This window comes from Marinobacter sp. ELB17, from assembly GCF_000169375.1.
GTDB lineage: Bacteria > Pseudomonadota > Gammaproteobacteria > Pseudomonadales > Oleiphilaceae > Marinobacter.
The window spans coordinates 41166-66045 of sequence record NZ_AAXY01000012.1; the positions used below are offsets into that span (position 1 = coordinate 41166).

General features: G+C 54.0%; 23 protein-coding genes and 5 pseudogenes. 20 read left to right on the top strand and 8 right to left on the bottom strand.

Annotated features, from left to right (window positions below; translation table 11 throughout):
* Nucleotides 1-159 precede the first annotated feature (159 nt).
* Nucleotides 160-2091, top strand: coding sequence for a protein-disulfide reductase DsbD (gene dsbD, locus MELB17_RS14165; protein WP_036184860.1), 1932 nt, complete (start codon nt 160-162; stop codon nt 2089-2091).
* 12 nt (nt 2092-2103) lie between these two features.
* Here the strand turns inward: dsbD and tusA are convergent, their stop codons facing one another.
* Nucleotides 2104-2343, bottom strand: a complete 240-nt coding sequence (gene tusA / locus MELB17_RS14170) for a sulfurtransferase TusA (protein WP_007350966.1) — start codon at nt 2341-2343, stop codon at nt 2104-2106.
* Nucleotides 2344-2440: 97 nt separating this feature from the next.
* Between tusA and MELB17_RS14175 the strand changes: the two genes are divergently transcribed.
* The gene (locus MELB17_RS14175) at nt 2441-2731 is read left to right on the top strand and encodes an antibiotic biosynthesis monooxygenase family protein (protein WP_007350967.1); all 291 of its coding nucleotides are present in this window, start codon (nt 2441-2443) and stop codon (nt 2729-2731) included.
* 14 nt (nt 2732-2745) lie between these two features.
* On the opposite strand, the gene MELB17_RS14180 is transcribed toward MELB17_RS14175, so the two are convergent.
* Entirely contained in the window at nt 2746-3456 is a 711-nt protein-coding gene (locus tag MELB17_RS14180; RefSeq protein ID WP_007350968.1) for an alpha/beta family hydrolase, read from the bottom strand.
* A 210-nt stretch (nt 3457-3666) separates the two neighbouring features.
* Here MELB17_RS14180 and ccoN point away from each other — a divergent pair, with 210 nt between their 5' ends.
* From ccoN to MELB17_RS14225, 9 genes are all read left to right on the top strand, one after another.
* Entirely contained in the window at nt 3667-5097 is a 1431-nt protein-coding gene (gene ccoN / locus MELB17_RS14185; protein ID WP_036184863.1) for a cytochrome-c oxidase, cbb3-type subunit I, read from the top strand.
* Between the two features lie 14 nt (nt 5098-5111).
* A complete protein-coding gene (gene ccoO, locus MELB17_RS14190; protein WP_007350970.1) occupies nt 5112-5720 on the top strand; it encodes a cytochrome-c oxidase, cbb3-type subunit II in 609 nt (202 codons plus the stop codon).
* A gap of 4 nt (nt 5721-5724) precedes the next feature.
* Nucleotides 5725-5910: a CcoQ/FixQ family Cbb3-type cytochrome c oxidase assembly chaperone gene (locus MELB17_RS14195; RefSeq protein WP_007350971.1), complete on the top strand. Its 186-nt coding sequence runs from the start codon at nt 5725-5727 to the stop codon at nt 5908-5910.
* Entirely contained in the window at nt 5907-6797 is an 891-nt protein-coding gene (gene ccoP, locus MELB17_RS14200) for a cytochrome-c oxidase, cbb3-type subunit III (protein ID WP_007350972.1), read from the top strand. The genes MELB17_RS14195 and ccoP overlap by 4 nt, the downstream gene beginning before the upstream one ends.
* 166 nt (nt 6798-6963) lie before the next feature.
* Nucleotides 6964-8391: a cytochrome c oxidase accessory protein CcoG gene (gene ccoG, locus MELB17_RS14205; protein WP_007350973.1), complete on the top strand. Its 1428-nt coding sequence runs from the start codon at nt 6964-6966 to the stop codon at nt 8389-8391.
* 54 nt (nt 8392-8445) lie between these two features.
* The gene (locus tag MELB17_RS14210) at nt 8446-8949 is read left to right on the top strand and encodes a FixH family protein (RefSeq protein WP_007350974.1); all 504 of its coding nucleotides are present in this window, start codon (nt 8446-8448) and stop codon (nt 8947-8949) included.
* Nucleotides 8946-11399 (top strand): heavy metal translocating P-type ATPase, encoded by a 2454-nt coding sequence (locus MELB17_RS14215; RefSeq protein ID WP_007350975.1) that lies wholly within the window; start codon nt 8946-8948, stop codon nt 11397-11399. Before MELB17_RS14210 ends, MELB17_RS14215 begins: the two co-directional genes overlap by 4 nt.
* Before the next feature lie 37 nt (nt 11400-11436).
* Entirely contained in the window at nt 11437-11736 is a 300-nt protein-coding gene (ccoS, locus tag MELB17_RS14220) for a cbb3-type cytochrome oxidase assembly protein CcoS (protein ID WP_007350976.1), read from the top strand.
* On the top strand, nt 11736-12437 hold the full coding sequence (locus MELB17_RS14225) for a sulfite exporter TauE/SafE family protein (protein ID WP_007350977.1): 702 nt from the start codon (nt 11736-11738) through the stop codon (nt 12435-12437). The genes ccoS and MELB17_RS14225 overlap by 1 nt, the downstream gene beginning before the upstream one ends.
* 18 nt (nt 12438-12455) lie before the next feature.
* On the opposite strand, the pseudogene MELB17_RS14230 reads toward MELB17_RS14225, so the two are convergent.
* Both MELB17_RS14230 and MELB17_RS23890 read right to left on the bottom strand, forming a co-directional pair.
* A pseudogene (locus tag MELB17_RS14230) lies at nt 12456-12653 on the bottom strand (tRNA 2-thiocytidine(32) synthetase TtcA); the annotation flags it as partial.
* A 75-nt stretch (nt 12654-12728) separates the two neighbouring features.
* Nucleotides 12729-13896: pseudogene (locus MELB17_RS23890) on the bottom strand (IS66 family transposase).
* 277 nt (nt 13897-14173) lie between these two features.
* Here MELB17_RS23890 and MELB17_RS26505 point away from each other — a divergent pair.
* The 4 genes and pseudogenes from MELB17_RS26505 to MELB17_RS14255 all read left to right on the top strand — a co-directional run.
* A pseudogene (locus MELB17_RS26505) lies at nt 14174-14521 on the top strand (hypothetical protein); the annotation flags it as partial.
* A gap of 182 nt (nt 14522-14703) precedes the next feature.
* Complete coding sequence (locus MELB17_RS14250) at nt 14704-15903, top strand: hypothetical protein (RefSeq protein WP_007350982.1); 1200 nt, start codon at nt 14704-14706, stop codon at nt 15901-15903.
* Nucleotides 15904-16441: 538 nt separating this feature from the next.
* Nucleotides 16442-16798 (top strand): annotated as a pseudogene (locus MELB17_RS23895) (transposase); the annotation flags it as partial.
* Nucleotides 16799-16810: 12 nt separating this feature from the next.
* Nucleotides 16811-17014, top strand: a pseudogene (locus MELB17_RS14255) (IS3 family transposase); the annotation flags it as partial.
* Nucleotides 17015-17059: 45 nt separating this feature from the next.
* Here the strand turns inward: MELB17_RS14255 and MELB17_RS14260 are convergent.
* The 4 genes from MELB17_RS14260 to MELB17_RS14270 form a co-directional block, all read right to left on the bottom strand.
* Nucleotides 17060-17794: an integrase core domain-containing protein gene (locus tag MELB17_RS14260; RefSeq protein WP_007350984.1), complete on the bottom strand. Its 735-nt coding sequence runs from the start codon at nt 17792-17794 to the stop codon at nt 17060-17062.
* Nucleotides 17795-18467: 673 nt separating this feature from the next.
* Nucleotides 18468-18551 (bottom strand): PEP-CTERM sorting domain-containing protein, encoded by an 84-nt coding sequence (locus tag MELB17_RS26510; protein WP_227498918.1) that lies wholly within the window; start codon nt 18549-18551, stop codon nt 18468-18470.
* Nucleotides 18552-18637: 86 nt separating this feature from the next.
* Nucleotides 18638-19378 (bottom strand): hypothetical protein, encoded by a 741-nt coding sequence (locus MELB17_RS14265; RefSeq protein WP_007350985.1) that lies wholly within the window; start codon nt 19376-19378, stop codon nt 18638-18640.
* 46 nt (nt 19379-19424) lie between these two features.
* Nucleotides 19425-20132 (bottom strand): hypothetical protein, encoded by a 708-nt coding sequence (locus tag MELB17_RS14270; RefSeq protein ID WP_007350986.1) that lies wholly within the window; start codon nt 20130-20132, stop codon nt 19425-19427.
* Nucleotides 20133-20463: 331 nt separating this feature from the next.
* Here MELB17_RS14270 and phnD point away from each other — a divergent pair, with 331 nt between their 5' ends.
* From phnD to MELB17_RS14295, 5 genes are all read left to right on the top strand, one after another.
* Nucleotides 20464-21456 carry a phosphate/phosphite/phosphonate ABC transporter substrate-binding protein gene (gene phnD, locus MELB17_RS14275; RefSeq protein ID WP_007350987.1) on the top strand — a complete coding sequence of 331 codons (993 nt, stop codon included), beginning with the start codon at nt 20464-20466 and terminating at the stop codon, nt 21454-21456.
* Between the two features lie 53 nt (nt 21457-21509).
* The gene (phnC, locus tag MELB17_RS14280) at nt 21510-22313 is read left to right on the top strand and encodes a phosphonate ABC transporter ATP-binding protein (protein ID WP_007350988.1); all 804 of its coding nucleotides are present in this window, start codon (nt 21510-21512) and stop codon (nt 22311-22313) included.
* Nucleotides 22310-23128, top strand: a complete 819-nt coding sequence (gene phnE, locus MELB17_RS14285; protein ID WP_007350989.1) for a phosphonate ABC transporter, permease protein PhnE — start codon at nt 22310-22312, stop codon at nt 23126-23128. Before phnC ends, phnE (MELB17_RS14285) begins: the two co-directional genes overlap by 4 nt.
* The gene (phnE, locus tag MELB17_RS14290) at nt 23122-23931 is read left to right on the top strand and encodes a phosphonate ABC transporter, permease protein PhnE (RefSeq protein WP_007350990.1); all 810 of its coding nucleotides are present in this window, start codon (nt 23122-23124) and stop codon (nt 23929-23931) included. The genes phnE (MELB17_RS14285) and phnE (MELB17_RS14290) overlap by 7 nt, the downstream gene beginning before the upstream one ends.
* Before the next feature lie 121 nt (nt 23932-24052).
* Complete coding sequence (locus tag MELB17_RS14295; RefSeq protein WP_007350991.1) at nt 24053-24862, top strand: HAD-IIB family hydrolase; 810 nt, start codon at nt 24053-24055, stop codon at nt 24860-24862.
* The last annotated feature ends 18 nt before the right edge of the window (nt 24863-24880 follow it).

Consider the following 24880-nt stretch of genomic DNA (forward strand, 5'->3'; position numbering starts at 1 on the left):
AGCTATTGTGCGACTTTAACAGCCCCAATGCCAGCGTGATCTTGAGCCTGCGTCAAGGTGTAAAATGCTGCGTCGGCAAACACCAGGGGAACTTGGCGCAACATTTACCCTCTACACCGCTGTTGGTTTCCACTCATTCGTTTGCAATTAAGGCTCAACATGACTGTTACTGCCACAGCCCGGCAACGCCCTCGGGCTTTTTGCCAGCTTAGCGCTCTTGTCGCATCGATGGTTTTTTTGCTGGCGCACAACACCGCGTTCGCGCAGCAGGATGCCACCTTCTCAAGCTGGTTTGGCGGCAATTCCGCTGGCCAAGGCGAATTTCTTCCTGTCGATCAGGCGTTGCCTTTTAGTTACCGCACCGACGGTGACGCGCTCATACTAGAATGGGACATTGCACCGGAACACTATCTTTATAAAAGCCGAATTGTCGTAACCCCGGTCAGCGCGGGCATCAACCTCGGAGAGCTTGAGTTTGAACGCTCTGGCGTTATCACCAACGACGAGTTTTTTGGTGAGATGGCAGTGTTTTACGACCCTATCCAGGTTCGGCAACCCATCCGGCTGCCCGCCGGGGTCACCGAAGCCGAGCTTCAAGTCAGCTATCAAGGCTGCGCCAGTGCCGGTTTGTGCTACCCGCCGCAAACCCGCGACCTGCTGTTTTACGCCAACAGTAATGGCTTAAGCAGTGCTGCGCCCGGCGAGGCGATCAATTCCAATGCCACGTCTGACGCCAGCAACAGCCGCCCCAACCCGGCGGACGCTGTGTCCGATACTCGCAGCGCCAGTGGGCTTGCCGGCTTTATGAGCCAACAGCCAACCTGGTTGATCGTTGGCGTATTTTTCCTGCTGGGCCTGGGGCTGACTTTTACTCCCTGCGTGCTGCCCATGATACCCATTATTTCCTCACTGGTGTCTGGCCAGAATACCCGCTCCAGCGCCCATGCTCTGGCGCTTGCCTCTAGCTACGTGCTGGGCATGGCGCTGACCTACGCCGCAGCCGGCGTGGTAACCGGTTTGCTGGGGGCCAGCTTTAACCTGCAAGCACAACTCCAGTCGCCCGTGGTACTGGGCGTATTCGCCGCGCTGTTCACTGTGTTTGCGCTGGCCATGTTTGACGTTTTTGAATTACAACTACCGGCGTTTATCCGCAACCCACTCAGCAATGCCAGCCAAAACCTGTCCGGTGGGCGCATAGCCAGCCTGTTTGGCATAGGCGCGCTGTCGGCGCTGGTGGTATCGCCTTGCGTGTCGGCGCCGCTGGCAGGCAGCCTGCTGTACATTTCTGCAACCCAGGACGCGGTCATCGGCGGTCTGGCACTGCTGGCCATGGGCCTGGGCATGGGCGTGCCGCTGATTGCTGTGGCGGTGGGTGGGCGCAAAATTCTGCCGACATCGGGTGCATGGATGACAACGGTCAAGCACGGTTACGGCATTATGCTGCTGGCCGTTGCTATCTGGCTGCTGGAACGGATGCTTGCGCCCGGGCTTACTCTGACTCTGTGGGGCTTGCTGATTGCCTTGGTGGGCGTTCAACTGGGCGCCTTCGACGCCGCCAAAGCCGGCTGGCAGCGCACCCGGAAAGGGTTTGGACTAGTGGCCTTTGCTTGGGGTATGGCTCTGTTGGCAGGTGCACTGGCAGGTGCCAACGATCCGCTGCAGCCGCTGGCGCCGTTCACGGCTGGCAACCCGGGCAGCGGCGCCGGCAGTGCCGCCAGCCACGCCAACTTCCAGCGCACCAACGAACCGCAGCAGATACGCCAGCTTTTGCAACAAGCACAAGCCGCTGGCAAACCCGCGCTGCTGGATTTCTACGCCGACTGGTGCATTGCCTGTAAGGTTATGGAGCGCAATGTGTTCAGCGATGCCGAGGTCGTTCAAGCCCTGGCGCCTTACAGTCTGATACAGCTTGATATGACGGCTAACACACTGCAGCAGCAGGCCCTACTTGACGAGCTAGGTCTTTTCGGGCCGCCGGGCATCCTGTTTTACAACGTTAGTGGTCAGGAAATCGGCCACCAACGTATTCTGGGGGAGATGAACCGTGGCGAGTTTCTGCAGCACCTAAACGGCGTTGATACTCGCGGCTAACAGTCTCAAACATTAGCCGCCGCGGCGAATCATAAAATGGAACTCGCCATTGGGTTGGTCCTGAGCCAGAAGTTCGTGGCCGAGAAACTGACAAAATCGGGGAATGTCCCGCACAGTGGAAGGGTCGGTTGCCGTTACCCGAAGAATGCCGCCCGCCGGCACGTCCAAAATACGACTGTGCAGCATCATTACCGGTTCTGGGCAGTACAGGCCCCGGGCATCGAGTTCTGCATCAAATTCTGGATTTTCCACGGCTTAGCTCCTGAGAATGGGTCGATTCTACCTGTAAATCTGTTAACTTACTGTTTATTGGACACCAGAATTCGAACCACAACAACCGAGGCACGCCATGATCCGAGTATTAATTGAACGGCATATTGCCGAATCCCTGGAAGTCGCTTACGAAACCCGCTCGCGCAAGGTTTTGCAAAACGCGGTTGCTGCCCCAGGCTTTATATCCGGTGAAGCCCTGAGCAATCGAAACGATCCAAACAACCGCTTTATACTTTCGAATTGGCGCTCGGTCAGTCACTGGGACCGATGGTACCGATCTAAAGAGCGCAAAGAGCTGATGGCAGAACTGATACCGATGATGGATCGCGAGGAAATAATAACCATACTCGAGCAGGGCGGATCCTAATTACCCAGTAAGAGTCAGCGTTCAGCGATGATTCTGTTTGCGAATTGCCGAGTCAATTGCGCCGCCTGGCGAATTAAATCGTTTTGGGTTTCTGGCTGGCGCGCGAAGGGCTGGAAGTCATGATTGCCACCCTCCAGCCAACGCAACTCGCAGTTGGCCAGAGCGGCGCTTTGAGTTACAAGCTCTGCCGGTTTGCCAAACGGGTCGCGAGTACCCTGAACAATCAGCAGCGGGCAGGTAATGTGCGCCAAGTGCTCAGTGCGCCAGCGGTCGAGCTTGCCCGGCGGATGAAATGGATAGCCGTAACAGACCACCGCATCCATCAAGTTGCTCGTTAAAAGGTTGCTATTAAAACTCGGGTCAGAACTTTCCCGTATATTGGCAGGTTGAGCCAGTAAGCTGGCCATACGCCCGCCCATGGATTTCCCACCCGCCATCACAAAGCAATCAGGCGGCAGCTCGTCTTTTGCACGCTTAAGCGCCTGAGCGAAGCTGTCCAGCAAGCCCGGTTGCCGACCGGGCGGGCGTTTACGTCCGTCAAAGCGGCGCTGTTGCATGTAGGGAAATTCGAATCTAACGCTAGATATACCTACGCCATCCAACGCCATAACCAGTTGCTCCATATAGTGAGAATCCGCCGGTGCTCCGGCACCGTGAGCAATCACCATAGCGATCTTGGGAGCATCGTAGAAATCAGCGCTGGGCAACCATGTAGTTTTGTTCATGTTTCTCTCCGAAGAAACGCTTTAAGGGGGCACAAACACAATGCGGAATTAGTCAATCCTGATTACCACGTAATTACTTAACTCCTTGCCGCGTATCCATTTCCGCTACTTTTAGTGCATGCCAGGAGTTGACCTGAATCATTGCAAAGGCCTAATGCTTTCCTCATAATTACGTCCGCATAAACCCCTTTTCAACCCAATGGTAAGGCTATGAGCACATTGAATCCGAACCTGACATACAACTACAAGGTGGTAAGGCAGTTCGCCATCATGACGGTCGTATGGGGAATTGTTGGCATGGCTCTGGGTGTGCTGATTGCAGCACAGCTGGTTTGGCCGGCCCTCAATTTCGACCTACCGTTTACCCACTTCGGCCGTCTGCGGCCGCTGCACACCAACGCCGTTATTTTCGGCTTCGGTGGAAGTGCGTTGTTTGCAACGTCGTACTATGTCGTTCAGCGCACCTGCCAGGCACGCTTGATTTCTGACAAGCTTGCGGCCTTCACCTTTTGGGGCTGGACTGCGATTATCGTCTCAGCGGCTATCACTCTGCCAATGGGCTTTACGTCCTCTAAAGAGTACGCCGAACTGGAATGGCCGATCGACATCGCCATCACCATAGTTTGGGTGGTCTATGCTCTGGTATTTTTTGGCACCATTACCAAACGCAGCACACCGCATATCTATGTGGCTAACTGGTTTTACGGTGCCTTCATACTGACCATCGCTGTTCTGCACATTGGTAACAACCTGGCTATGCCGGTCAGCGCGTTCAAGTCTTACTCGGCCTATGCCGGTGTTACCGATGCCATGATGCAATGGTGGTATGGTCACAACGCCGTAGGTTTCTTCCTGACCGCAGGCTTCCTGGGCATGATGTACTACTTCGTCCCCAAACAGGCTGGTCGTCCGGTTTACTCCTATCGCTTGTCCATCGTTCACTTCTGGGCGCTGATTGCGACTTACGTATGGGCCGGCGGTCATCACCTGCACTACTCTGCCCTGCCAGACTGGGCCCAGACCGCCAGTATGGTTATGTCTCTGATTCTGCTTGCGCCGTCCTGGGGCGGCATGATCAACGGCATGATGACGCTGTCCGGCGCATGGCACAAACTGCGTACCGATCCTATCCTCCGCTTCCTGGTGGTATCCCTGTCGTTCTACGGCATGTCCACCTTCGAAGGCCCGATGATGTCGATCAAGACGGTTAACGCCTTGTCGCACAACACAGACTGGACCATCGGTCACGTGCACTCCGGTGCTCTGGGCTGGGTTGCCATGATCAGTATTGGTGCTATTTATCACCTGGTTCCAAAACTCTGGGGCATGAAAGAGATGCACAGCACCAACCTGATCAACGTGCACTTCTGGCTGGCCACGGTAGGCACCGTTCTGTACATCGTGTCTATGTGGGTCAACGGCATTATGCAGGGCCTGATGTGGCGCGCGGTTAACGAAGACGGCAGCCTGACCTACAGCTTTGTAGAAGCTCTGGAAGCCTCTTACCCGGGTTACTTCGTCCGTTTCCTGGGCGGTGTAATCTTCCTGAGCGGCATGCTGTTTATGGCCTACAACGTCTACATGACTGTCCGTCAGAAAGACGCCGTTGCCGAGAATAACGCCGCAACCCAGGCAGCGTAACGGAGAGATATTAGATGAAACATGAAATAGTTGAAAAAAACCTTGGCCTGATGATTGTCTTGATCATGCTGACCATCAGTGGTGGCTTTCTGGCCGAAGTGGTTCCGTTGTTTTTCCTGAAGAGCGTTAACGAACCCATCGATGGCCTTGAACCTCTGTCAGCGCTGGAACTGGAAGGTCGTGACATCTACATTCGCGAAGGTTGTCATGTATGCCACACCCAACAGATCCGCCCGTTCCGTGCGGAAACAGAGCGCTATGGCCACTACTCCGTTGCGGGCGAGTTCGTTTACGACCGTCCGTTCCTGTGGGGTTCCAAACGTACCGGTCCTGACCTGGCCCGCGTTGGCGGTCGTTATTCCGATGCCTGGCAGCGCCAGCACCTGTATAACCCGCGCAGTGTGGTTCCTGAATCTAACATGCCAGCATTCCCTTGGCTGTTCGAAGATCTTGTCAATCACAACGGTACCGCAGCCAAGCTGACGGGGCTGCAAACCTTGGGTGTTCCCTACACTGACGAGCAAATCGCATACGCTGCCGCCTCAGTAGAGGGCAAGTTTGAAATCGAAGCTTTGCTTGCATACCTTCAGCAGCTTGGCACCGTTCTTCCAAACAAACGGTGATCTAATGGACATTAACGAGTTACGCGGCATTCATACCCTTATCATAATGGCGATGTTTATCGGCATTATCTGGTGGGCGTACAGCGCCCACCGCAAGAAGGCGAACGAAGAAGCATCGCACCTTCCGTTTGATGACGACGAGATCGAACAGCGTACTCTTGAACGGGAAAAAACGGAGAAAAAACAATGAGTACCTTTTGGAGCATTTGGGTCACTGTGATTGTGCTCGGTACTATTTTCGGTTGTACCTGGTTGCTGCTTTCGACTCGCAAAAGCCAGACCTCCGATGTGGAAACCGACCGTACTATGGGTCATTCCTTCGATGGCATCGAAGAATATGACAATCCGCTGCCGAAGTGGTGGTTCTATCTGTTCATGTCCACCATTGTGTTCGCGCTGGGCTATCTGGCGCTCTATCCCGGCCTCGGTAACTACAAGGGCCTGCTGGGCTGGACGTCTGTCAACCAGTGGGAAGCAGAAGTTGCCGAAGCCGATGCACTTTACGGCCCGATCTACGCACAGTATGGCAAAACAGCGGTACCCGAGCTGGCCAAGGTAGGCGATGCCATGAAGCTTGGCCAACGTCTGTTCGCCAACAATTGCGCAGTGTGCCACGGTTCTGCGGCGCGCGGCCAAGTGGGTTTCCCTAACCTGACCGACACTGACTGGCTGTACGGTGGTTCACCGGAAGCCATTCTGTATACCCTGAACAACGGCCGCATGGGCGCTATGCCGGCCAAAGGCGTGATGCCCAACATGACCGACACCCAGGTCGATCAGGTGGTCAACTACGTGTTGAGCTTCAGTGACCGTGCCAAAGATCCAGCATCTGTTGAAGCTGGCAAGGCGGTGTTCATGCAGGCCTGCACGGCGTGTCACGGTGTCGACGGTAAGGGTATGCAAGCCCTGGGCGCGCCCAACCTGACTGACAACGTGTGGCTGTACGGCTCTACCTTCGACTGGATCCGTCAAACGGTCATCCACGGTCGGCAGAACCAAATGCCCTCGCAGAGTGGTCGTTTATCTCAAGATCAGATTCAGATACTCGCCGCCTACGTTTACAGCATGTCCAACTGAACAAACCGGCCGGAGTTCGCTCCGGCCGGTCCTTTCAACTCTGTGTCTGCCGCTGGTGGGCACAGACTTAAAATGATCAAACAGGTGATCCACCTGAGACAAATCAAACATTCACTTCCAGGACTCCTCGCGCCCTGCCCCCCGTTTACCTTCATCGGAGAAATCGATGAGCATCAAGATTCCGGTACAACAAATTGACCCGACCAACGAGCCTTCCGACAAGAAAGGGTCTAAATCTGTTGACCTTTACGCAAGTCGCAACAAGATTTATGTCAAAGAAATAAAGGGCTTTTTCCAGCGTATCCGCACATTCAGCCTGCTGGCGTTGATGGGTATGTATTTTTTGTTCGCCTGGCTGACGCTGAACGGCGAGCCGTTGATTCACTTTGATCTGCCAGCCCGCGAATTCCACATGTACGGTGCTACCTTCTTCCCGAAAGACTTCTTTCTACTGTCAGGCATGTTGATTATCAGTGCTTTCGGTCTGTTTTTTATCACTACCCTTTTAGGTCGCGTATGGTGCGGTTACACCTGCCCGCAAACGGTATGGACCTTCATCTTCATGTGGGTGGAAGAACGCATCGAGGGTGGCCGCAACAAGCGTATGAAGCTCGACAAAGCGCCCAATTCCCCCTCAAAAGTCGCCAAGAAAACCGCCAAACATGTCATTTGGCTGCTAATTGCGCTGGCAACGGGTTTGACCTTCGTTGGCTATTTTTATCCAATTCGTGAACTGGTTGTCGATCTTTTTACCCTGCAGGCCAATGGCTGGGCCTACTTCTGGGTGGCGTTTTTCACTGTCGCCACTTACTTGAATGCCGGCTGGATGCGCGAGCAGGTATGCCTGTATATGTGCCCGTACGCCCGCTTCCAATCGGTTATGTTTGACCCCAACACCCGTATTGTGTCCTACGACCCTAATCGTGGCGAACCTCGTGGCGGCCGCAAGAAAGAAGCTAAACCCGATGAAGTCGGCCTGGGTGACTGCATCGACTGCGGCCAGTGCGTTCAGGTGTGCCCGACCGGTATCGACATTCGTGACGGCCTGCAGTACGAGTGTATCGGCTGCGCCTTATGCATCGATGCCTGCGACGACATCATGGACAAGATGAATTATCCGCGCGGTTTGATTCGCTACACCACCGAAAACGAGTTGGAAGGAAAAACCTCCAAGCTACTTCGCCCGCGCACCTTCGGTTACGGTTTTATGCTAGCACTAATGATTTGCGCTATGGGATACACGGTAGCCACCCGGGTTCCAGCGCAATTAGATGTGCTGCGCGATCGTGGCGCACTGTTCAGTTTTAACGGCCAGGGCCGTATCGAAAATTCCTACACCCTGAAGCTGGCCAATATGTCTGAAGCAACGCAAACCTACACCCTGAGCGTAAGTGGCATGGACGACATCCAGATTCTGACGCCGATCCAGATCACCGTTACAAGCGGCGAAAAATACTCGCTGCCGACCGTGGTGGACGTTCCGCCGGAATCCATTAGCCAGAGCAACAACGATATTGTCTTCACGGCCGTTTCTGATGACGAAATTGTTCTGACGCTTGAAACTGAAAGCCGATTTGTCGGTCCAACGCGCTAACGGCGGTTGAGCCACAACGCACCGCGTTTGAATTTAAAACCGAGACGTAACTATATGACTGCTGAAACACCCGTTGCACCCTGGTACCGCCAGCCCTGGTTCTGGTTTTTGACCATCGCTCCACTGGCAGCCATTACGTGGAGTATGACCATGCTGGTCGTTGCCGTTAACATGGAAGACAGCATGGTATCAGACGACTATTCGAAGGAAGGTCGGGGTATCAACCTTGAATTAGCCCGTGACGACAAGGCCACCGAACTGAAACTGGCAGCCGACATCCAGTTTAATGGCCGCCAACTGTCTCTGGACCTGACCTCCACCGAGGATTTTCCGTATTTAGTTTTGAACTTGTTCCACCCTACCCTGGACAAGTACGATCGGGTGCTACAGTTCCGCCGCGAGAGCTTGGGCCACTATACAGCGCAGATGAATGAAAACATCGAAGGGCGCTGGTACTACGATTTGCGCGGCCCTACCAACGAATGGCGGCTGAAAGGCGAAGCCTGGCTGCCAGCAGAGAAGGGACTCAAGCTGAAAGCGGGCCTGGCCAAAGGGTGACCCCCTTGAATTGCTTCCACTGCGGCGAGCCGGCAAACGGTGAACCGCTTATCACCCTACTTTTGGATGGCGAACAAAGGCGCTTTTGCTGCCAGGGCTGCAAGGCCGTTTGTGAAACCATCCATAGGGAAGGTCTGACCGGGTTCTACGATTTCCGTACAGCACCTGCTATTACTCCGCGACAACTTACCAACGCCGAACTTGGGCGCCTGCGCGAACTTGACCATCCTTTAGTACAACAATCGTTTGTCAGCCCGGTAAAAGCCGGCCAGGAAGCCCAGATCCTGATTGGCGGCATTACCTGCGCGGCCTGCATCTGGCTGCTTGAAAACCACCTGCAGAGGCAGGCCGGAGTGTTGTCGTTTACCGTCAACCACACCACCCAGCGCGCGCGACTGGTGTGGGCCTCAGACCAGGTTCAGCTCAGCGACCTTTTGGTAGCGGTGCACCAGTTAGGCTATACCGCCCGGCCCTATCACGCAGATGAAGTAGAAAGTGCACTGAAAGTAGAACATCGCTCTATGCTGATCCGCCTGGCCGTGGCAGGCATTGGCTCTTTCCAGAGCATGATGCTGGCGTTTCCCATGTATTTTGAGATGGTCAGCGACCTATCGTCGGATTTTGTCAGCTTCTTCCGCTGGTTCAGCCTGCTGGTGGCCACCCCGGTGGTGTTTTACAGTGCCAAACCGTTTTTCCAGAACGCCAGCCGCGACCTTCGTAGCCGCCACCTGACCATGGACGTGCCGGTCGCTATTGCCATCGGCCTGGCCTACGGCGCCAGTGCCTGGGTAACGGTAATGGGCGGCGACGAAGTCTATTTTGAATCGGTGTGCATGTTCACCTTTTTCCTGTTGCTGGGCCGTTATATTGAAGTACAGGCGCGTTATCGTGCCGGCCTGTCCGGTAACGCTCTGGTGGGCTTTCAGCCCAGGGTGGCCACGATTATTAGCAGTAAAGACAGTGAACCCAGCATTGTTGCCGCCCACAGCCTGAAAGCCGGCGACGTGGTGCGCATTCGCCCGGGCGAAACGCTACCCGTCGACGGCGAAATACTCCGCGGCCAGTCTACCCTCAACGAAGCCGCGTTAACCGGTGAGTATCTTCCAGAAACCCGAATACCCGGGGATACCGTGCACGCCGGCAGCGTTAATGGCGAAAACCCGTTGGACATCAAAGTGGTGAGTGCAGGCGCGCAAACCCGCCTGTCGAGTATTCTGCGGGTGCTCGACCGGGTGCAGTCGGAAAAGCCAAAAGTAGCCCGCATGGCCGACCGGATGGCTGGCAAATTTGTCGGCCGAGTGCTGATTCTGGCGCCTTTAGTGTGGCTGGGTTGGTGGTGGTACGGCGCCGATAACGCGTTTGATATTACTCTGTCAGTGCTGGTGGTTACCTGCCCCTGCGCGCTGTCGTTGGCGACTCCCACTGCCATTACAGCGGCCACGGTAAAGCTGCGCAAACTGGGTCTGCTGCCCACCCGCGGCCATACCCTTGAGTCCATGAACGATGTCGACACCGTGGTGTTTGATAAAACAGGCACCTTGACCCGTGGTGAGCTCAGTCTGGTGAGCCAACACAGCGCTGGCACTCTCGATGCTGACCAGTGCCTTCGCTTGGCCGCCGGCCTGGAAGCGTTTTCTGAACACCCCATTGCCAGGGTGTTTCACGATTTGCCAAAAGCTCAAATCAGCAACGTCAAAAATTACTTGGGCGGCGGTTTGTCTGGCCACTGGGGCGAACAAACTTTATACATCGGCCATCCGCAATTTGTCGCCGAGCACAGCGGTCTGGCCTTGCCAGAGGCACCTGAATGCACAGGTATCGCCATTTGGCTGGCATCAGGCCAGCAATGGCTGGCCCGGTTCCAGCTTGACGACCAACCCCGTGCCGATGCAGCCAGCGCCATTGCGGCCCTGCACGAGCTCGGCATTCGCACTCTATTGCTCAGCGGTGACCGCTCCGGACACGTGCAGCAGATTGCCCGGCAGCTGGGTATTGATGAAGCCATTGGCCAGGCCTCGCCGGAAGACAAACTGGCGATGTTACAAAAACTCAATGCCGAGGGCTGCAAGATCATGATGGTGGGCGACGGCCTGAACGATTTGCCGTCTATGGCCGGTGCCAGCGTGTCTGTGGCCATGGGCTCGGCCGCAGATCTGACCCAGCTTAAAGCCGACGCCGTACTGCTCAATGGCCAGCTCATGCAACTGGTAGAAGGGCTGGCCACAAGTCGCCAGACCCGCAAGGTTATTCGCCAGAATTTGTGGTGGGCACTGATTTACAATCTGGCCGCGCTGCCTTTGGCGGCGGCAGGCCTGGTGCCACCCTGGTTGGCGGCCATCGGTATGTCCGCCAGTTCTCTGGTGGTGGTATTAAACGCGCTGCGCCTGGGCAAAATGCCAACGCCAGCCCGCGTGTCACGGCCGTTAGTTGGTAGCATGGTGTTACGCTGATAGCCTGATTTTTAACCCCAAACCCCGGGAGTGCATTGTGGAAATTGTTGTGGTGCTTGTGCCATTGATGTTGATGCTGGTCACTGGTGGCATTGTTCTGTTCAACTGGGCGGTCAAAAACGGACAGTATGACGACCTCGAAGGACCCGCCCACCGCATTCTATATGACGACGACAAAGACCGGATTCCGGCAGACGCCATCACCGGGCTGGAAAAAACACGGCGCAGCGCCAGTGATGCGCAAGATGAGCCGGAAACCGACACCGACACCGACACTGACGCAGGTACATCGAAAGCCGATGAAGCGGCCAGCAATCGTGGCAATAGCAGCACCTGATGGCGGGCGAACTGTACCTTAGCTATTCCAGCGCGTTTCTGATCGGCATCCTCGGCAGCACCCATTGCTTGGCCATGTGTGGTGGAATAAGTGCGTCGCTATCCATGGCAATGCCAGTGGGCCAGGGTTTTCGCCGGCGCCAGACACTAACGCTGCTGGCGTTCAACGGGGGGCGCATTGGCAGCTATACGCTAATTGCCACCTTGGTGGCATTACTGAGCACCTCGGCAGCAAGCCAATGGGCGTCCATGGGGCTTGCATTGCGAACTCTGGCAGGGCTGCTGCTGATTTTTATGGGGCTGTCCATGGGACAGTGGTGGCAGGGCATCCGCTACGTGGAAAAGCTGGGGGCGCCGGTGTGGAAAAAACTGTCGCCGCTAACCCGTAAACTGCTGCCGGTGCACAACCCCTTGCAGGCTCTGGCGTTGGGCGCTCTTTGGGGCTGGCTGCCCTGCGGTCTTGTATACAGCACTCTTGGCTGGGCAGCACTGCAGCCAACCGTGCCGTCAGCGGCACTGACCATGTTCTTCTTTGGCCTTGGCACCTTGCCCTCAATGTTAGCCACCGGCTATGCCGCGCGCTGGGTGCGCGGGCTGCAAAGCCACCGATTGTTCCGTAAATTCAGCGGCGTGATGCTGATTGTGTTCGGGTTTTGGACCCTGCCGCTGATGGCATTGCTGAGCACCGGTGGCGGACACTAGCCAGAACCTGCACCGTTACAGATTTTCCTGAACACCGCACAAATTGCAGGGAATAACCGGATAGCCTCGCAGTTCGGCGAAGCCCCCAAGACCCTTCTCACGGCAATAGGCCAGCGGTTGGATAACCGTATTTCGGCCGTCGTCACGGTGATGGCAAAGGGCAATTTTGGTTACCCCATTGGCCTCGGCGAAGGCATAAAAAATCCCCCGCTGCAGGCTCATCAGAATGTCCAGCACCGCATAGAAATCCTTCCCTTATAGTAACTATTCAGCTCACATCTGCAACGATCATTAAAATTGAGTCTCATCGGTATCCATAAACGCAGGGTTTTTCCCCTGAAAGAGTAAAGCCAGCGCCTCTGTGGCTGACATCCCTTGCTTACGGCATGTTGACAGGTAACTGCGAACGCGACAAAAGATCTTCGCCCCCGTCGTGGATCGAGAACAACCGGATATTTTCTGCTGCACTTTCGTCATGCGCAGGTCGTTCTCCCCCTGATTGTTGGTGAAGGGGACGTACTCGACATCCATAAAACGCAGAACGTCGTGCTCAAAGTTGCGCAACCTTTCCAGCAAGTTTCGGGCTTTTGATCGTTTTAACCTGCCGCGTTTCCCTGCCTCTCGCAGGCTTACATCGGGTGGTGGACATTCGCTATCTGCCTCTTCGAGACGTTGTCGATAGCGCTGTCGCCACCGTTCAGCGTCAGTGGCTGGCAAGCGGCCACCGGCATCCGCTACCGTTGTGTTCATATCGGTCAGCAGTACTTTCATCGCCTTGACCCAGTGTTGATCGTCCTGCTCCCATGCCCTCTCCAGCTCCCGAAGAGGGTGCGCATTGCACAGGGAATGGGTGCACGCGTAACGGTAGTACGGCTTTCAATGATCGTGACATAGCACTCCGCTGAAGAAGGGCAAGACGCCCATCTCGCCCATGGCCTCAATGCCACGCTTGGTGTGGGGATAGAGCAGCGTCAATGCGCTGTTGCATGAGCTCAGATTTGGCGAGCTGAGCTTTCGCCCACTGCTCGAAATGATCCAGCTTCTCGTAAGCCTTTTTGTTGAAATTGAAGACAGAGCCGGCACTGACCGGAATACCCATCTGCTCCTGAAAGTGGTCACGGATTCGGTCATAGGGCAACCGCTGAAACTGCGACATATAGACCGCATTGGCCTTGATGCCGATGCCATACTGTACAGGCCGACTGACCCTGTCCGGAAAGGCAGCAACACATCGATTTCCCTGGTCGTCTTTAATAACCTGTGCTCGGTATTCAGTCACGAATCGCGCGATATCAATATCGATGACCTGCCGTGTTTCATAACCGTCCTCTTGATACCACCGTCCTTTTGGCAGAGAGCGTCGATCGACTTTCAGCTCTTTCACTGCGTCACGCTCTTTCTCAAGAAGGTTCTTGACGGAGGCGATTGCCGAATCAACGTCGATATTGTCTATTTTCAATGTCTGCCCACACCGGGATGGCTTTGTAAGACAATCATTATCGCACGGGTTTTCAGGGCGACATTTTTGGCTCTGAGCGCTCTTATACGGCGATTAAAAAACCGATGCTGTCCGATGATCGGCATCGGTAATGACAGCCCGTCAGAAGATCTATGTCGTCGTCTATGGCCTGCGTGGTTGCATCGGTGCGTATGCCGATAAGGTGAAGAGATTCAAGCAAAAACCCTGTCAAGAACTTTCAAAAGTTTTTTGAGCTGAATAGTTACAAACACTCAAGTATCAGCCAGACTACCCACGACGCTTTGATCATTATGATCACGCCATGCGCTGGTGTAACGATTACGTGGAGTGGTACAACCATGTGCACCACCACCGCAGTCTTGAGGGGTTTACGCCCGCACAGGTGTTCACAGGTCGGTACGTAGACATTGCCCGAGTGCGCCAAAATGCTCTGAATGAAGCTTTTGCCGCGCATCCAGAACGGTTCAGTCGAGGACGCCCACTCGTTAAATTGCCGCCACGAGAAGTAGCTATCAACCCAATACCGGACGATGCCGAGCCATCCTTTACTGAACAAGGAGTAAACTTCCCGATGTTGCAGAGAGCCATACTGAAAGCAATTTAATTACTAACGAGTTGGTTCAAATAAGGTTGACACGTTCTGAGTTCATGGGCGATATTGGCGAACAGAATATCGACGCGGCTGTCATCTTGAACACCAGTTCATAAATCCGCATGAACAACACAGCCCCCGCACGGGGGCTGTGTCATAACAATCATAACAACAACGCAACGTCTGGGAACAATATGAAAAATAGCAACGATACAAAAATCTCCTCTGGATTCAGAATAACCACTCACAAGGCTGCACTGGCTACTGCGGTTGCCTTGAGTATGTGCTCTAGCCTTTCATACGCTCAGGCTGAATCAGCAAGCCGCAATATCCTGTCTGGCTCAGATGCGGTTAAGCTTTCTATCTCTGGACAAATCAACCGTGCTGCTCTGCTGGTCGAGGACGGCGAAGACACCACGCTGCTGAATGTTGATAACAACGCCAGCTCTTCACGAGTTCGATTCATTGCTGAGTCCACTGCCAGCGGCCCGTGGTCAGCCGGCGCAGCTCTGGAAACTGAATTTCGGCTGAACAACAGTTACACCATCAGTCAGTTGGAAGAAAACCAGGACGATTCGTCTGCGTTCCGTAATCGCCGGATTGAAGTCTATTTTGCCAATAAAGATTTGGGTAAGGTTTGGCTCGGCCAAGGCTGGACGGCCAGTGAGGGCGTGTCTGAAAATGACCTGTCCGGCACCGCTATCGCCGGTTACTCGGAAGTTAACACCACCAGTGGTGGTATTCTTTTCCGGGAAAAAGGCTTTGATGGCGAATTGTCTCCGCGAAGCGGTGGCGGCATTGCCCTCCGGGATGTGGCTACCAACCTTGATGGCCTGTCACGCAACAGCCGTATCCGTTATGACACGCCGGAATTCAATGGTTTTCAGCTTCGTACATCGGCTGTAAATCAGGGTGGCGTTGACGTTGCCCTGTTTTATTCAGGCAATGTTGACCGCTTGAAAATTGCTGCAGGTATAGGCTGGGCAAACAGTAACGAAGCCACCGGTAACGACGGCGTAACGGCGCTGGATGATCAGGTGTCAGGTTCTATCTCTGTGCTGGATACCTCTGGGTTCAGCGCTACGGTAGCTCTTGGTCAGGCGAGCAAGAATGACTCTTCATTGGAAGACGTCACCTTCTATTATACCAAGTTGGGTTACCAGACCAAGTTGATCGACGCAGGCACCACTCACTTCTCAGTTGATTTTTCCAACACGGATGATCTCCAACTCAAAGATGATACCGCCGAAGTGGTTGGTTTTCAGGCTCTGCAAAAGATTAACTCAATTGGTACCGAAGTTTACGGTGGCGTGCGTTCCATTTCCCTGGACCGCACCGGCGTTGATTATGAAGATAATCTAGTTGCGCTCTTGGGTGCACGCGTCAAGTTCTAAGCGTTCTGAAAATTAGGACCCTGTAATACCTTCAAGGGGCCAGATGAAAAATATAGTAAAAATTGTGTAGTTGCGTGACTGACTGAAAGCGCCGTGGGCATTGTGTTCACGGCGTTTCTTTATTTTTACATACTGTGTAATTGCGTGTGTAAAAATAGTTCGAATGTGAAATCATAATAAAGTTGGTAACTCACCCTCAGCGGCTATTTTCACCTGCTTTCCGGTCAAAACTGAAGCTACCAGTCTGGCGCTCAAATTAACGCGACAATAATATGAGCAAAGTTGGCGAAGGCTTTTTGATAAGTATCGTCAATCGCTGCCACCCCCCCGAGGCCGGTAGACCACCGAGAATTACAAGAATACGCACGAAGATCTGCTTCAAAAATACCCGCACAGACCTAAGCGCGTAGAACTTTCTCTCTGTTCATAAACCCTCGCTTTCTCAAAGCTCTAAAACAATCGGTCGTTTTCTGGAGGCTAACCTAACCCCTTAAGAAATCCCGTTTTTACGTCGTTTTATGATCATAAGTTATGCACGAGTCAGGGCCCTCAAACAGCCGCAATCCTTTTAACCGTTGCCGGCGATAACCCTAACCGACTGAAAAGTGAAGCAGCCTTGGCGTCATTGTGTGGCGTAAATCCTTTACCCGCATCATCCGGAAAAACCACAAGACATCGCTTGAATCGTGGTGGCAGCAGGACCGCTAACAATGCTCTGTGGACCATCGCCATGGTGCGAATGCGGAGCGATCCTCGCACCAAGATCTACGTCGAGCGGAGAACCCATGAAGGTCTGAGTACGAAAGAGATTCACAGGTACCTAAAACGATACATCGTCAGAGAATTGTTCCCGTTAATTACGGAAGATCTTGGGGCATTAGCAGGCGTTCCTTGACATAGGAGCGTCAATTCGCCAATGGAACGGGTGTTCCGAAGCCTCAAAAGCGAGTGGGTACCGGATTTAGGTTATCGCAGTCTGCCGGATGCCACAAAAGATGTTGGGATTTATCTAATGGACTACTACAACCGACAGCGGCCTCATACGTTCAATGGCGGGATATCGCCGGTTATGGCTGAAGAAAAACTTAACATACTGTCCGGAATTAGTTGACCACTGCCGGTAACTGTCAAGCTATCTGTCGCCTATGCTCAATTCTTAAGCTGCAACCTCCATGGCAACCAGCGCCTCTTTTCGCTCCGGGTTTAAGGTGACCACCGCTGCCGGTGTCCCGTTGCGTGTGTTGCCACTCCAGCGCTCTGGTTTTGCGGCTCGTGCGGCCTGATTCAGATTGTGCCGGTGTGCCAGAATCGCCGTGTCCTCACCGGAGTGGCGCTGTGCCGGTGTGACGTAACGCAGAGCGCTGTGGCGGTGCGTATAGTTATACCACTGGGCAAAGCTATGAACCCATTGTCTGGCTTCGGTCAGGCCGGTGAACCCACTGGCAAGATAACCCGGCACGTATTTACAGGTTTTGAACAACACCTCAGAAAAAGCATTGTCATTGCTGACGCGGGGCCGGCTAAATGAGGGGGCGATCTGCAGGTCGCCATGTTTTCTCAACACTCGATAAAAACTGGAGACCGAGGCGAGATAGAGCCGCTCTTCATCCATCAGTCGCACCACGATTTGATCCGGGGGCAGGTCCGCAAACTCAGGCCGATGGCACGGTGCAAGTCTGTCCGCTTCTTCCTCGGCGGTCAGCGCGTTCGCAGGCCTGGGGCGCTCGACAACAGGGCGCTGGTCTGCGTTGACGCCACCCTCCCGGGTCCAGCGTTGGTGCGTGCGAATGGAGATACCCAGGATTCCACACGCGGCGGTACAAGAGGCGCCGTGTTGGCAGGCTTCAGCGATCAGTGTCACGGCTTTTTGGCGATCTTCGATACTGATCATGACTCCCGGCCTCTGGCCGAAGTGGCAAACTTCAACGATTAGACGTCATTATGCTATATCCAATTGTATTCACTTTGTTTGCTTTATTAGCACTGTATTATTTTTATGCTCAGAGACATTTTCGGAATTCACCGGGGCAAGGAAACTCTCTGGTGAAAATGTCTTTGTTTTCAAGTAGCTTTCCTTTATATACATTCATCTATTTTAGTTATGTTTTTTTACAGGGTGGATCGTCTGTTGCTCAATCCAATAGCAGCAGAAACCTCTGGTCATTCTGGCATCAAAGCTGGAACATTCTGGTTCTATTGGCACTGCCATTTGGGATTTTCCTGCCATTGTGTTCTTTAAAAACCTTAACAGAGATGATAAGTCAGATTCATTCTTTTCAAGGTTATACATATTGCTAGCATATCCTATCTGTTATTTTATTCTTTTAACGACAATACCTGACGCCTGATGTCCCAACTGGCTAATTCGTCACTCTACGGCTTGGCACTGAGGGTTCCGGGTATTGTCCCGTCTGGCCAATTCGTGGACCTACTGAGCTTCTGAGAAGCCAAGGAGCTAGGCGCGGTGGTGAAGGTTTGGTGGTAAAGACGCTGCTCAATAAAAAACCGCTGGCAACGAACTACGTCGCTAGCGGTTTCTGTTAAACCGTGCTTATGCCGTTTGCTCAGGCAGTCATGCCCTTACTTTGGCTGACCAGCATTACACCTAGCCCCGTTGCAAACGGCGCAAGAGTGCCGGGTTCCGGCACCGCCGCTGTGAAAGGGTTGATGCGCAATGTGAACGAGCTCTGGTCGGCGTAGGGAAGAGCCGATTCAGAAGTTGCCTTAAGGCTCTTTAACTCAAAAGACGCTCTTTGGCTTCATTAACACGGGCAGCCAGGTAGTTACTTCCGCCACGGTCCGGATGCATTTTCTGCATCATCCTACGATGAGCCTGGACGATCTCGTCCCGGTTGGCACCGGCCTCCAACCCCAGAATGTCCAGAGCCTCGCTGTCGGTCAGAGTGCCGCTGCTGTTCGACCTCTCGCGTTCACTGTCTTGCGCACCGTTTTGGGCCCTGTCATCGCTAGCCGGATCGTCAATGCGCCAGGAGTCTCCGAAGCGGCGGTCTAAATAGGTTTCTAAAAGCCGGGCAGAGTCCTCATCCTGGCCCCGGCAATACTGCAGCAACCCGATGAATTCACTCTCGGCCAAATCCGCCAGCGCCCGCCCGGCCATAGGGCCTTTCAATATTTCACCGGTCATATCTCCGGAGTCGTGGTCCAGGGTCATCTTGAGGATATCGCTGGAAACATGGGATTGGTTGCCCGGCTGTGCCTTTGCCTGGCCACTTCCCAAGCCCGACAAACGCCCCATCAATAGCGAAGGTAACACCCGGCGTAACAGGGGGAAAAGGAAAGCCAGCATCGCAAACAAAATGGGCAGGCGACCGGTAATGGCCATTAGGACCACCGTCACAACACCGGCAATTATTACCAACTTGAGAATAGCCGGTTTCTGCTGGCCGGGCGGCTGGTTACGCAGCCAGACCCAGGCAACAACGGTCATCACAGCAATCAAAAGCACTAATAGCACTCGGATACCTCGGGCCGATTGACCCACCGGTTAATTGAAATAGGCGCTAACGGATTTGTTGAGTCAAGCGCTTAACTTCTGGCGAACTGCGGCTGGAATAGTCTTGCAGCGCTTTGGTTCCCCCGGAAGCATAGACCGCCACAGCGGCCATAAGATCCTTTAGCATTTGCGGGCTGTTGCTGTTAAAGGGAGCATAGGCGCCACCCGACAGTTTGGCCACCTGCTGAAACACCGCCTTGGCGTGTGCATCGGCACCCTCAAGGAACATGAACACCGGGGTGCGCAGCATGCCCAGCTCCCCGGCGATGTGGCAAAGCTCGTCTACCGGCTCCTCACAACAATCTCCGATAAACACCACGGCTTTTACGGCCTTTGCCCGGGTTTCTTCCCTGGCGTGCGCCAAAACCCGGTGAATCTGAGTACGGCCGCCCAAGCAGGACACGCCGTTCATCAGCTTAAGTAGTTGACTGGTCTGGTTAACAAACCCCGTGGCCTTAAATTCCCCATAACCGCGGTAGTAACAAAGCTGGATGGCCAGGCCGCCCAAATCCCGGGTCGCCAGAAAAAGCTCGCTCTGCAAGTGGCAAGCCTGATCCCAGGTAGCCTCTCTGCTGGCGGTGGCATCCAGAGCAAAAATCAGCCGGCCCTGCTCACCACTCGGCCCTCCACCTTGCTCAGGCAACTTACGGACTTGGTGGATAAACTGGTCAATCGATTGTTTATCGGATTTTTTACGGAGCTCTTTGTCAGACATACGCTTTTGCAAACCGCCTTATTCTGCCAATGTATTAGTGCAAGCTTAGGGTAAAGAATACGCAATTCACAGGCCTGGCAGACCACATTGCCCAATGCTCACGCGCCCAGAAAGGCACCTCAACATTCAATTGAACACCTTCCGCGGGGGGACTTCTCCGCCAAACACTTTCATTGCGGACATACGTGCCTTGCCTAATGGTGCTTTGCTGCTACTATGAAGGTTCAATTGAACATCTTATAACAACAACTTAGCGAAACGGGTCCTTTCAGGATGTTCAATTCAAGGCATGAGGCTCTCATGCAGGGACCGTTTCCAGTGGAGCATCTCGATGAATATGCAGAAAAAGTTGTTTTCCGGCACCTTGCCTTCCGTCACCCTGGCGGCCTCGGCTTTACTGTTTGCTTTCAGCAGCCCGGTTCTGGCGGACTGTGAACGAGGCGCACTCGACGCCATGTACTGCGATGCAAACGGCGACATGGTAGCCGACTTGCCAGCGGATGAGTCAGAGTGGGTTAATCCCGATACCTTGATTTTCGCCTACACGCCCGTTGAAGATCCGGCCATTTATTCGGATATCTGGCAGCCGTTCATTGATCACCTGGCGAAAGTTACCGGTAAAGATGTTCGCTTCTTCGCCGTGCAATCCAATTCTGCCCAGGTAGAAGCCATGCGCAGTGGACGCTTGCACATCGCCGGCTTTTCCACTGGCCCAACGCCTTTCGCCGTTAACCTTGCCGGTGCGGTTCCCTTTGCGCTGATGGGGTCAGACACGGGCCAGTTTGGCTATACTTTGCAGGTTTTCACCCACAGCGATTCTGACATTTATGAAATGAAAGACCTGAAGGGCAAGCGGGTTGCACACACGTCACCAACGTCTAACTCAGGCAACCAGGCACCCCGGGCGCTGTTTCCGGAAATGGGGATAGTACCGGGCGAAGACTACGAGATTTCATTTTCGGGCAGCCACGATCAATCCATGCTTGGTGTGGTCGCTCGCGACTACGATGCCGCTCCAGTTGCCTCAGAAGTGGTAGAACGCATGGCCGCTCGTGGGCTGTATGACGTAGACGATGTGCGCTTAGTGTGGGAATCAGATCGTTTCCCGACAACGTCTTATAACTATGCACACAACCTGCACCCTGACCTGGTTGAAAAAGTTCGCGAGGCCTTCTACACCTTTAAATTCGCCGGCACCGAGCTGGGTGACGAGTTTGAAGGCGTCGAAACGTTCATTCCGATCACCTACAAGGACAACTGGCGCGTCATTCGCACCATTCAGGCGTCCAATGGCGTTCAGTACACCCCCGATAATCTTCAATAAGAAAACCGGAGCCTCTGGCTAGCCTGTCAGAGGCTCTCTCCGGAGTTAATCACATGTTAGAGATTACCAACCTCGTCAAGCGATACGGGCAGAACGACCCCGTGCTCAAAGGTCTTGATTTGACGGTCGATGGCAGCAGTGTTGTTTCCATTGTTGGCGCTTCAGGCGCCGGGAAAAGTACCCTGTTGCGCTGCATCAACCGGTTGGTCGAACCGACATCGGGTTCGATCAAGCTAAACGGCCACGAGTTGGTCAATCTTCGCGGAAGTGCATTGCGTCATTCCCGCCGACGCATCGGTATGGTTTTTCAGGGTTTTAACCTGATTGATCGTTTAACGGTTATGGAGAACGTGCTGTCCGGGCGCTTAGGTTACGTGTCTTTTTTCCAGGCTTTAACCCGCCGCTTTCCGCAAACTGACATCGATCGTGCCTTCAACTTTATGGAGCGTGTCGGTATTGCCCAATACGCCGACAAACGCGCAGACCAGCTATCGGGTGGCGAGCGGCAGCGTGTTGCAGTGGTACGTGCGCTGATGCAAGAGCCGGAGATTTTGCTAGCCGACGAGCCAACCGCCTCGCTGGACCCAAAAACGTCGCAGCAAATCATGAGTTTGTTGCAAAGCCTGGCGAGTGAAATGTCACTGCCGGTGTTGATCAATATTCACAACGTGACCCAGGCGCGGATGTATACAGACCGCATTGTGGGTATGCGCCACGGCCAGATGATTTTTGACGGTGAGCCCAAAGATTTCAACCAGGATGCGCTAGACGCCATATACGGTGGTATCGAATCACCGGAAGAAGATGGTGAGGACTCAGGAACGCAGGCATCTCAGGATCAGGAGGCTTCGGCATGACACGCGTCAAAACCGGAGCCGACGCCCCGTCAGGCAGGGTCTGGAAAAAGCCACCGTTCATAGCAAACCCTTGGGTTCGCTATGGCTTGATTGCCATAGCCCTAACCTACCTGTACTGGGCATTCTCAACCTTGCCGTTCAATTGGGAGCGGGTTTCTGAGGGATTGCCCCGTGCCGCTCGAATTTTCGGTGGCGCTTTTCCGCCCAGTTTCGAGCGCGGAAGTTTGTTATGGACCGGGTTCAAGGAAAGTTTCCAGATTGCCTTTCTGGCGACCCTGATGGGTGTTGGTCTGTCGCTGCCCATCGCAGTGATGGCCGCTAAAAATGTGGCGCCCTTGCCTATTTATCTGTTGGGACGTGCGCTGATCGTAATATCCCGCAGCTTTCATCCGGTCATAGTGGCCATTCTTTTTGTGGCCGCGGTCGGTTTTGGCCCGCTGGCGGGCATTCTCACCCTAACCCTGTATTCTATCGGCTTTGTGGCCAAGTTATTGGCTGAGGAAATCGAAGAGATCGACTGGGGTCAGGTTGAAGCCATGCGCTCGGTGGGTGCCGGTTACTTTAAAATACTGGTCTTTGGGGTTTTTCCACAGATTATGCCACGCCAGATAGGTCTGTCTATGTACCAGCTGGACAGCAACCTTCGCGCTTCAGCAGTGGTCGGTATTGTAGGTGCAGGCGGTATTGGTGGCACGCTGATGAACGCCTTCGGACGTTACGATTACGATTTCGCATTTGCCATTCTGCTGATGATTATCGGGATCATTTTGATCAGTGAAGGTTTCAGCGGTTGGGTGAGGAAAAAAGTATGGTAGATCACGCTGCAAAACTGAAAGACCACGTCTGGTCACGCTATGACCGGAAAGAACAGTTGATCCGTTACGGGATCTACCTGGTGACTGTAGTGGCCGTTGTCTGGGCGATAAAAGACATCGACATTTTCTGGCCCTGGGTATGGGACGCCCCTAATCAGATTCAAAGCCTGGGTTCACGCATGTGGCCACCGGAGTTCAGTCGTTGGGATGCGATTTTCAATGCCATGTTGGAAACCGTTCATATTGCCACGCTGTCGACCATGCTGACGATATTCATCGCCTTACCGGTGTCCTATATTGCGGCGCAGAATACAACGCCGAACAAGGCAACGCTGTGGCTTGGCCGGTTTATTCTGGTATCCAGCCGCTCAGTGAACACCATTATATGGGCACTGCTGTTTGTGGCCATTTTTGGCCCGGGCGTGCTGGCCGGTATTCTGGCGGTTATGTTTCGGTCCATCGGATTCATTGGCAAGCTGATGGGCGAGGCCATTGAAGAGATTGATCGCAACCCGGTAGAAGCCATGCAGGCAACGGGCGCCAGTAAAATGAAGGTGGTGCTTTACGCGATTGTACCCCAGGTAATGCCGGCATTTTTTGCCATCATTATTTTGCGCTGGGACATCAATATCCGTGAGTCTACCGTTTTGGGCCTGGTGGGCGCCGGCGGTATCGGGGTGTTGCTGCAGGGGTCGATCGACCTGTTCGCCTGGCAGACAGTTGCAACAATCCTGTTGGCCATCATTGTTCTGGTTATTCTGGGCGAAGCGATTACCAGTGTTCTGCGCAAAAAAGTAATCTGACGCAGAGTGCTCTCTAACGCAGAGTGCTATCTAACGCAAAGTACTGTCGAAAGCTGATTTCTATGCCGCCCGGCTTTTGCCGGCGGTATTTACACCTGCGATGAACGGGAAAGCAGAGACTATGTTGAATAATTTTGAGTTTGGTGACGCAGATATTCTGTTCACCGATGTCGACGATACACTGACCACCGCCGGCCAGCTGCTGCCCGAAACCTATCTCGCGATTTGTCGCCTGGCGGCGGCAGGCATCCGCGTAATTCCGGTCACCGGTGGCTGCGCCGGCTGGTGTGATCAGATCATTCGAACCTGGCCGGTAGCCGCCGTGATTGGTGAAGGCGGTGCCTTTTACGCAGAACGCACGGCACCCATGACCGTTCGTTGGCACTATTGGGATAATGAATCGTCCCATCGCGAAGACCAGGCTCGCATTTTGGCGGCTGTTGCTGCATTGAAGCTAGACTTTGAACCCAAACTGGCTGGCGACCAGGCCTTTCGCACTGTGGATGTGGCGGTTGACTATAATCAGCAAGAATCTTTAAGTCCGCAACAGGTGGCGGAGATTCACGACGCCCTTAAAGTACAGGGATTCAATGTTCGGGAAAGCTCGATTCATATCAACATCTGGCAGGGAGACTTCGATAAATCCACCATGGCAATGCGGGTAGGCCGTGATTTACTGGGCCTGGATCCGCAGGCATTGCGGCAGCGCTCTGTGTTTATTGGAGATGCGCCCAATGACGAATGTATGTTCGGCAATTTCCCGCTGAGTATCGGTGTGGCAAACATTCGCAAGCACCTGCCGGTAATGACCCATCAACCAGCCGCGATCGCCAGCCAGCCTTCTGGACTGGGGTTTGCTGAAATGGCAGATGCCTGGCTGCAGCAACGCACTGAGTCTGGGCTAAGCCAGGCCGACATTCGCCGCGCGTAGCAACAACGTGAATCAACT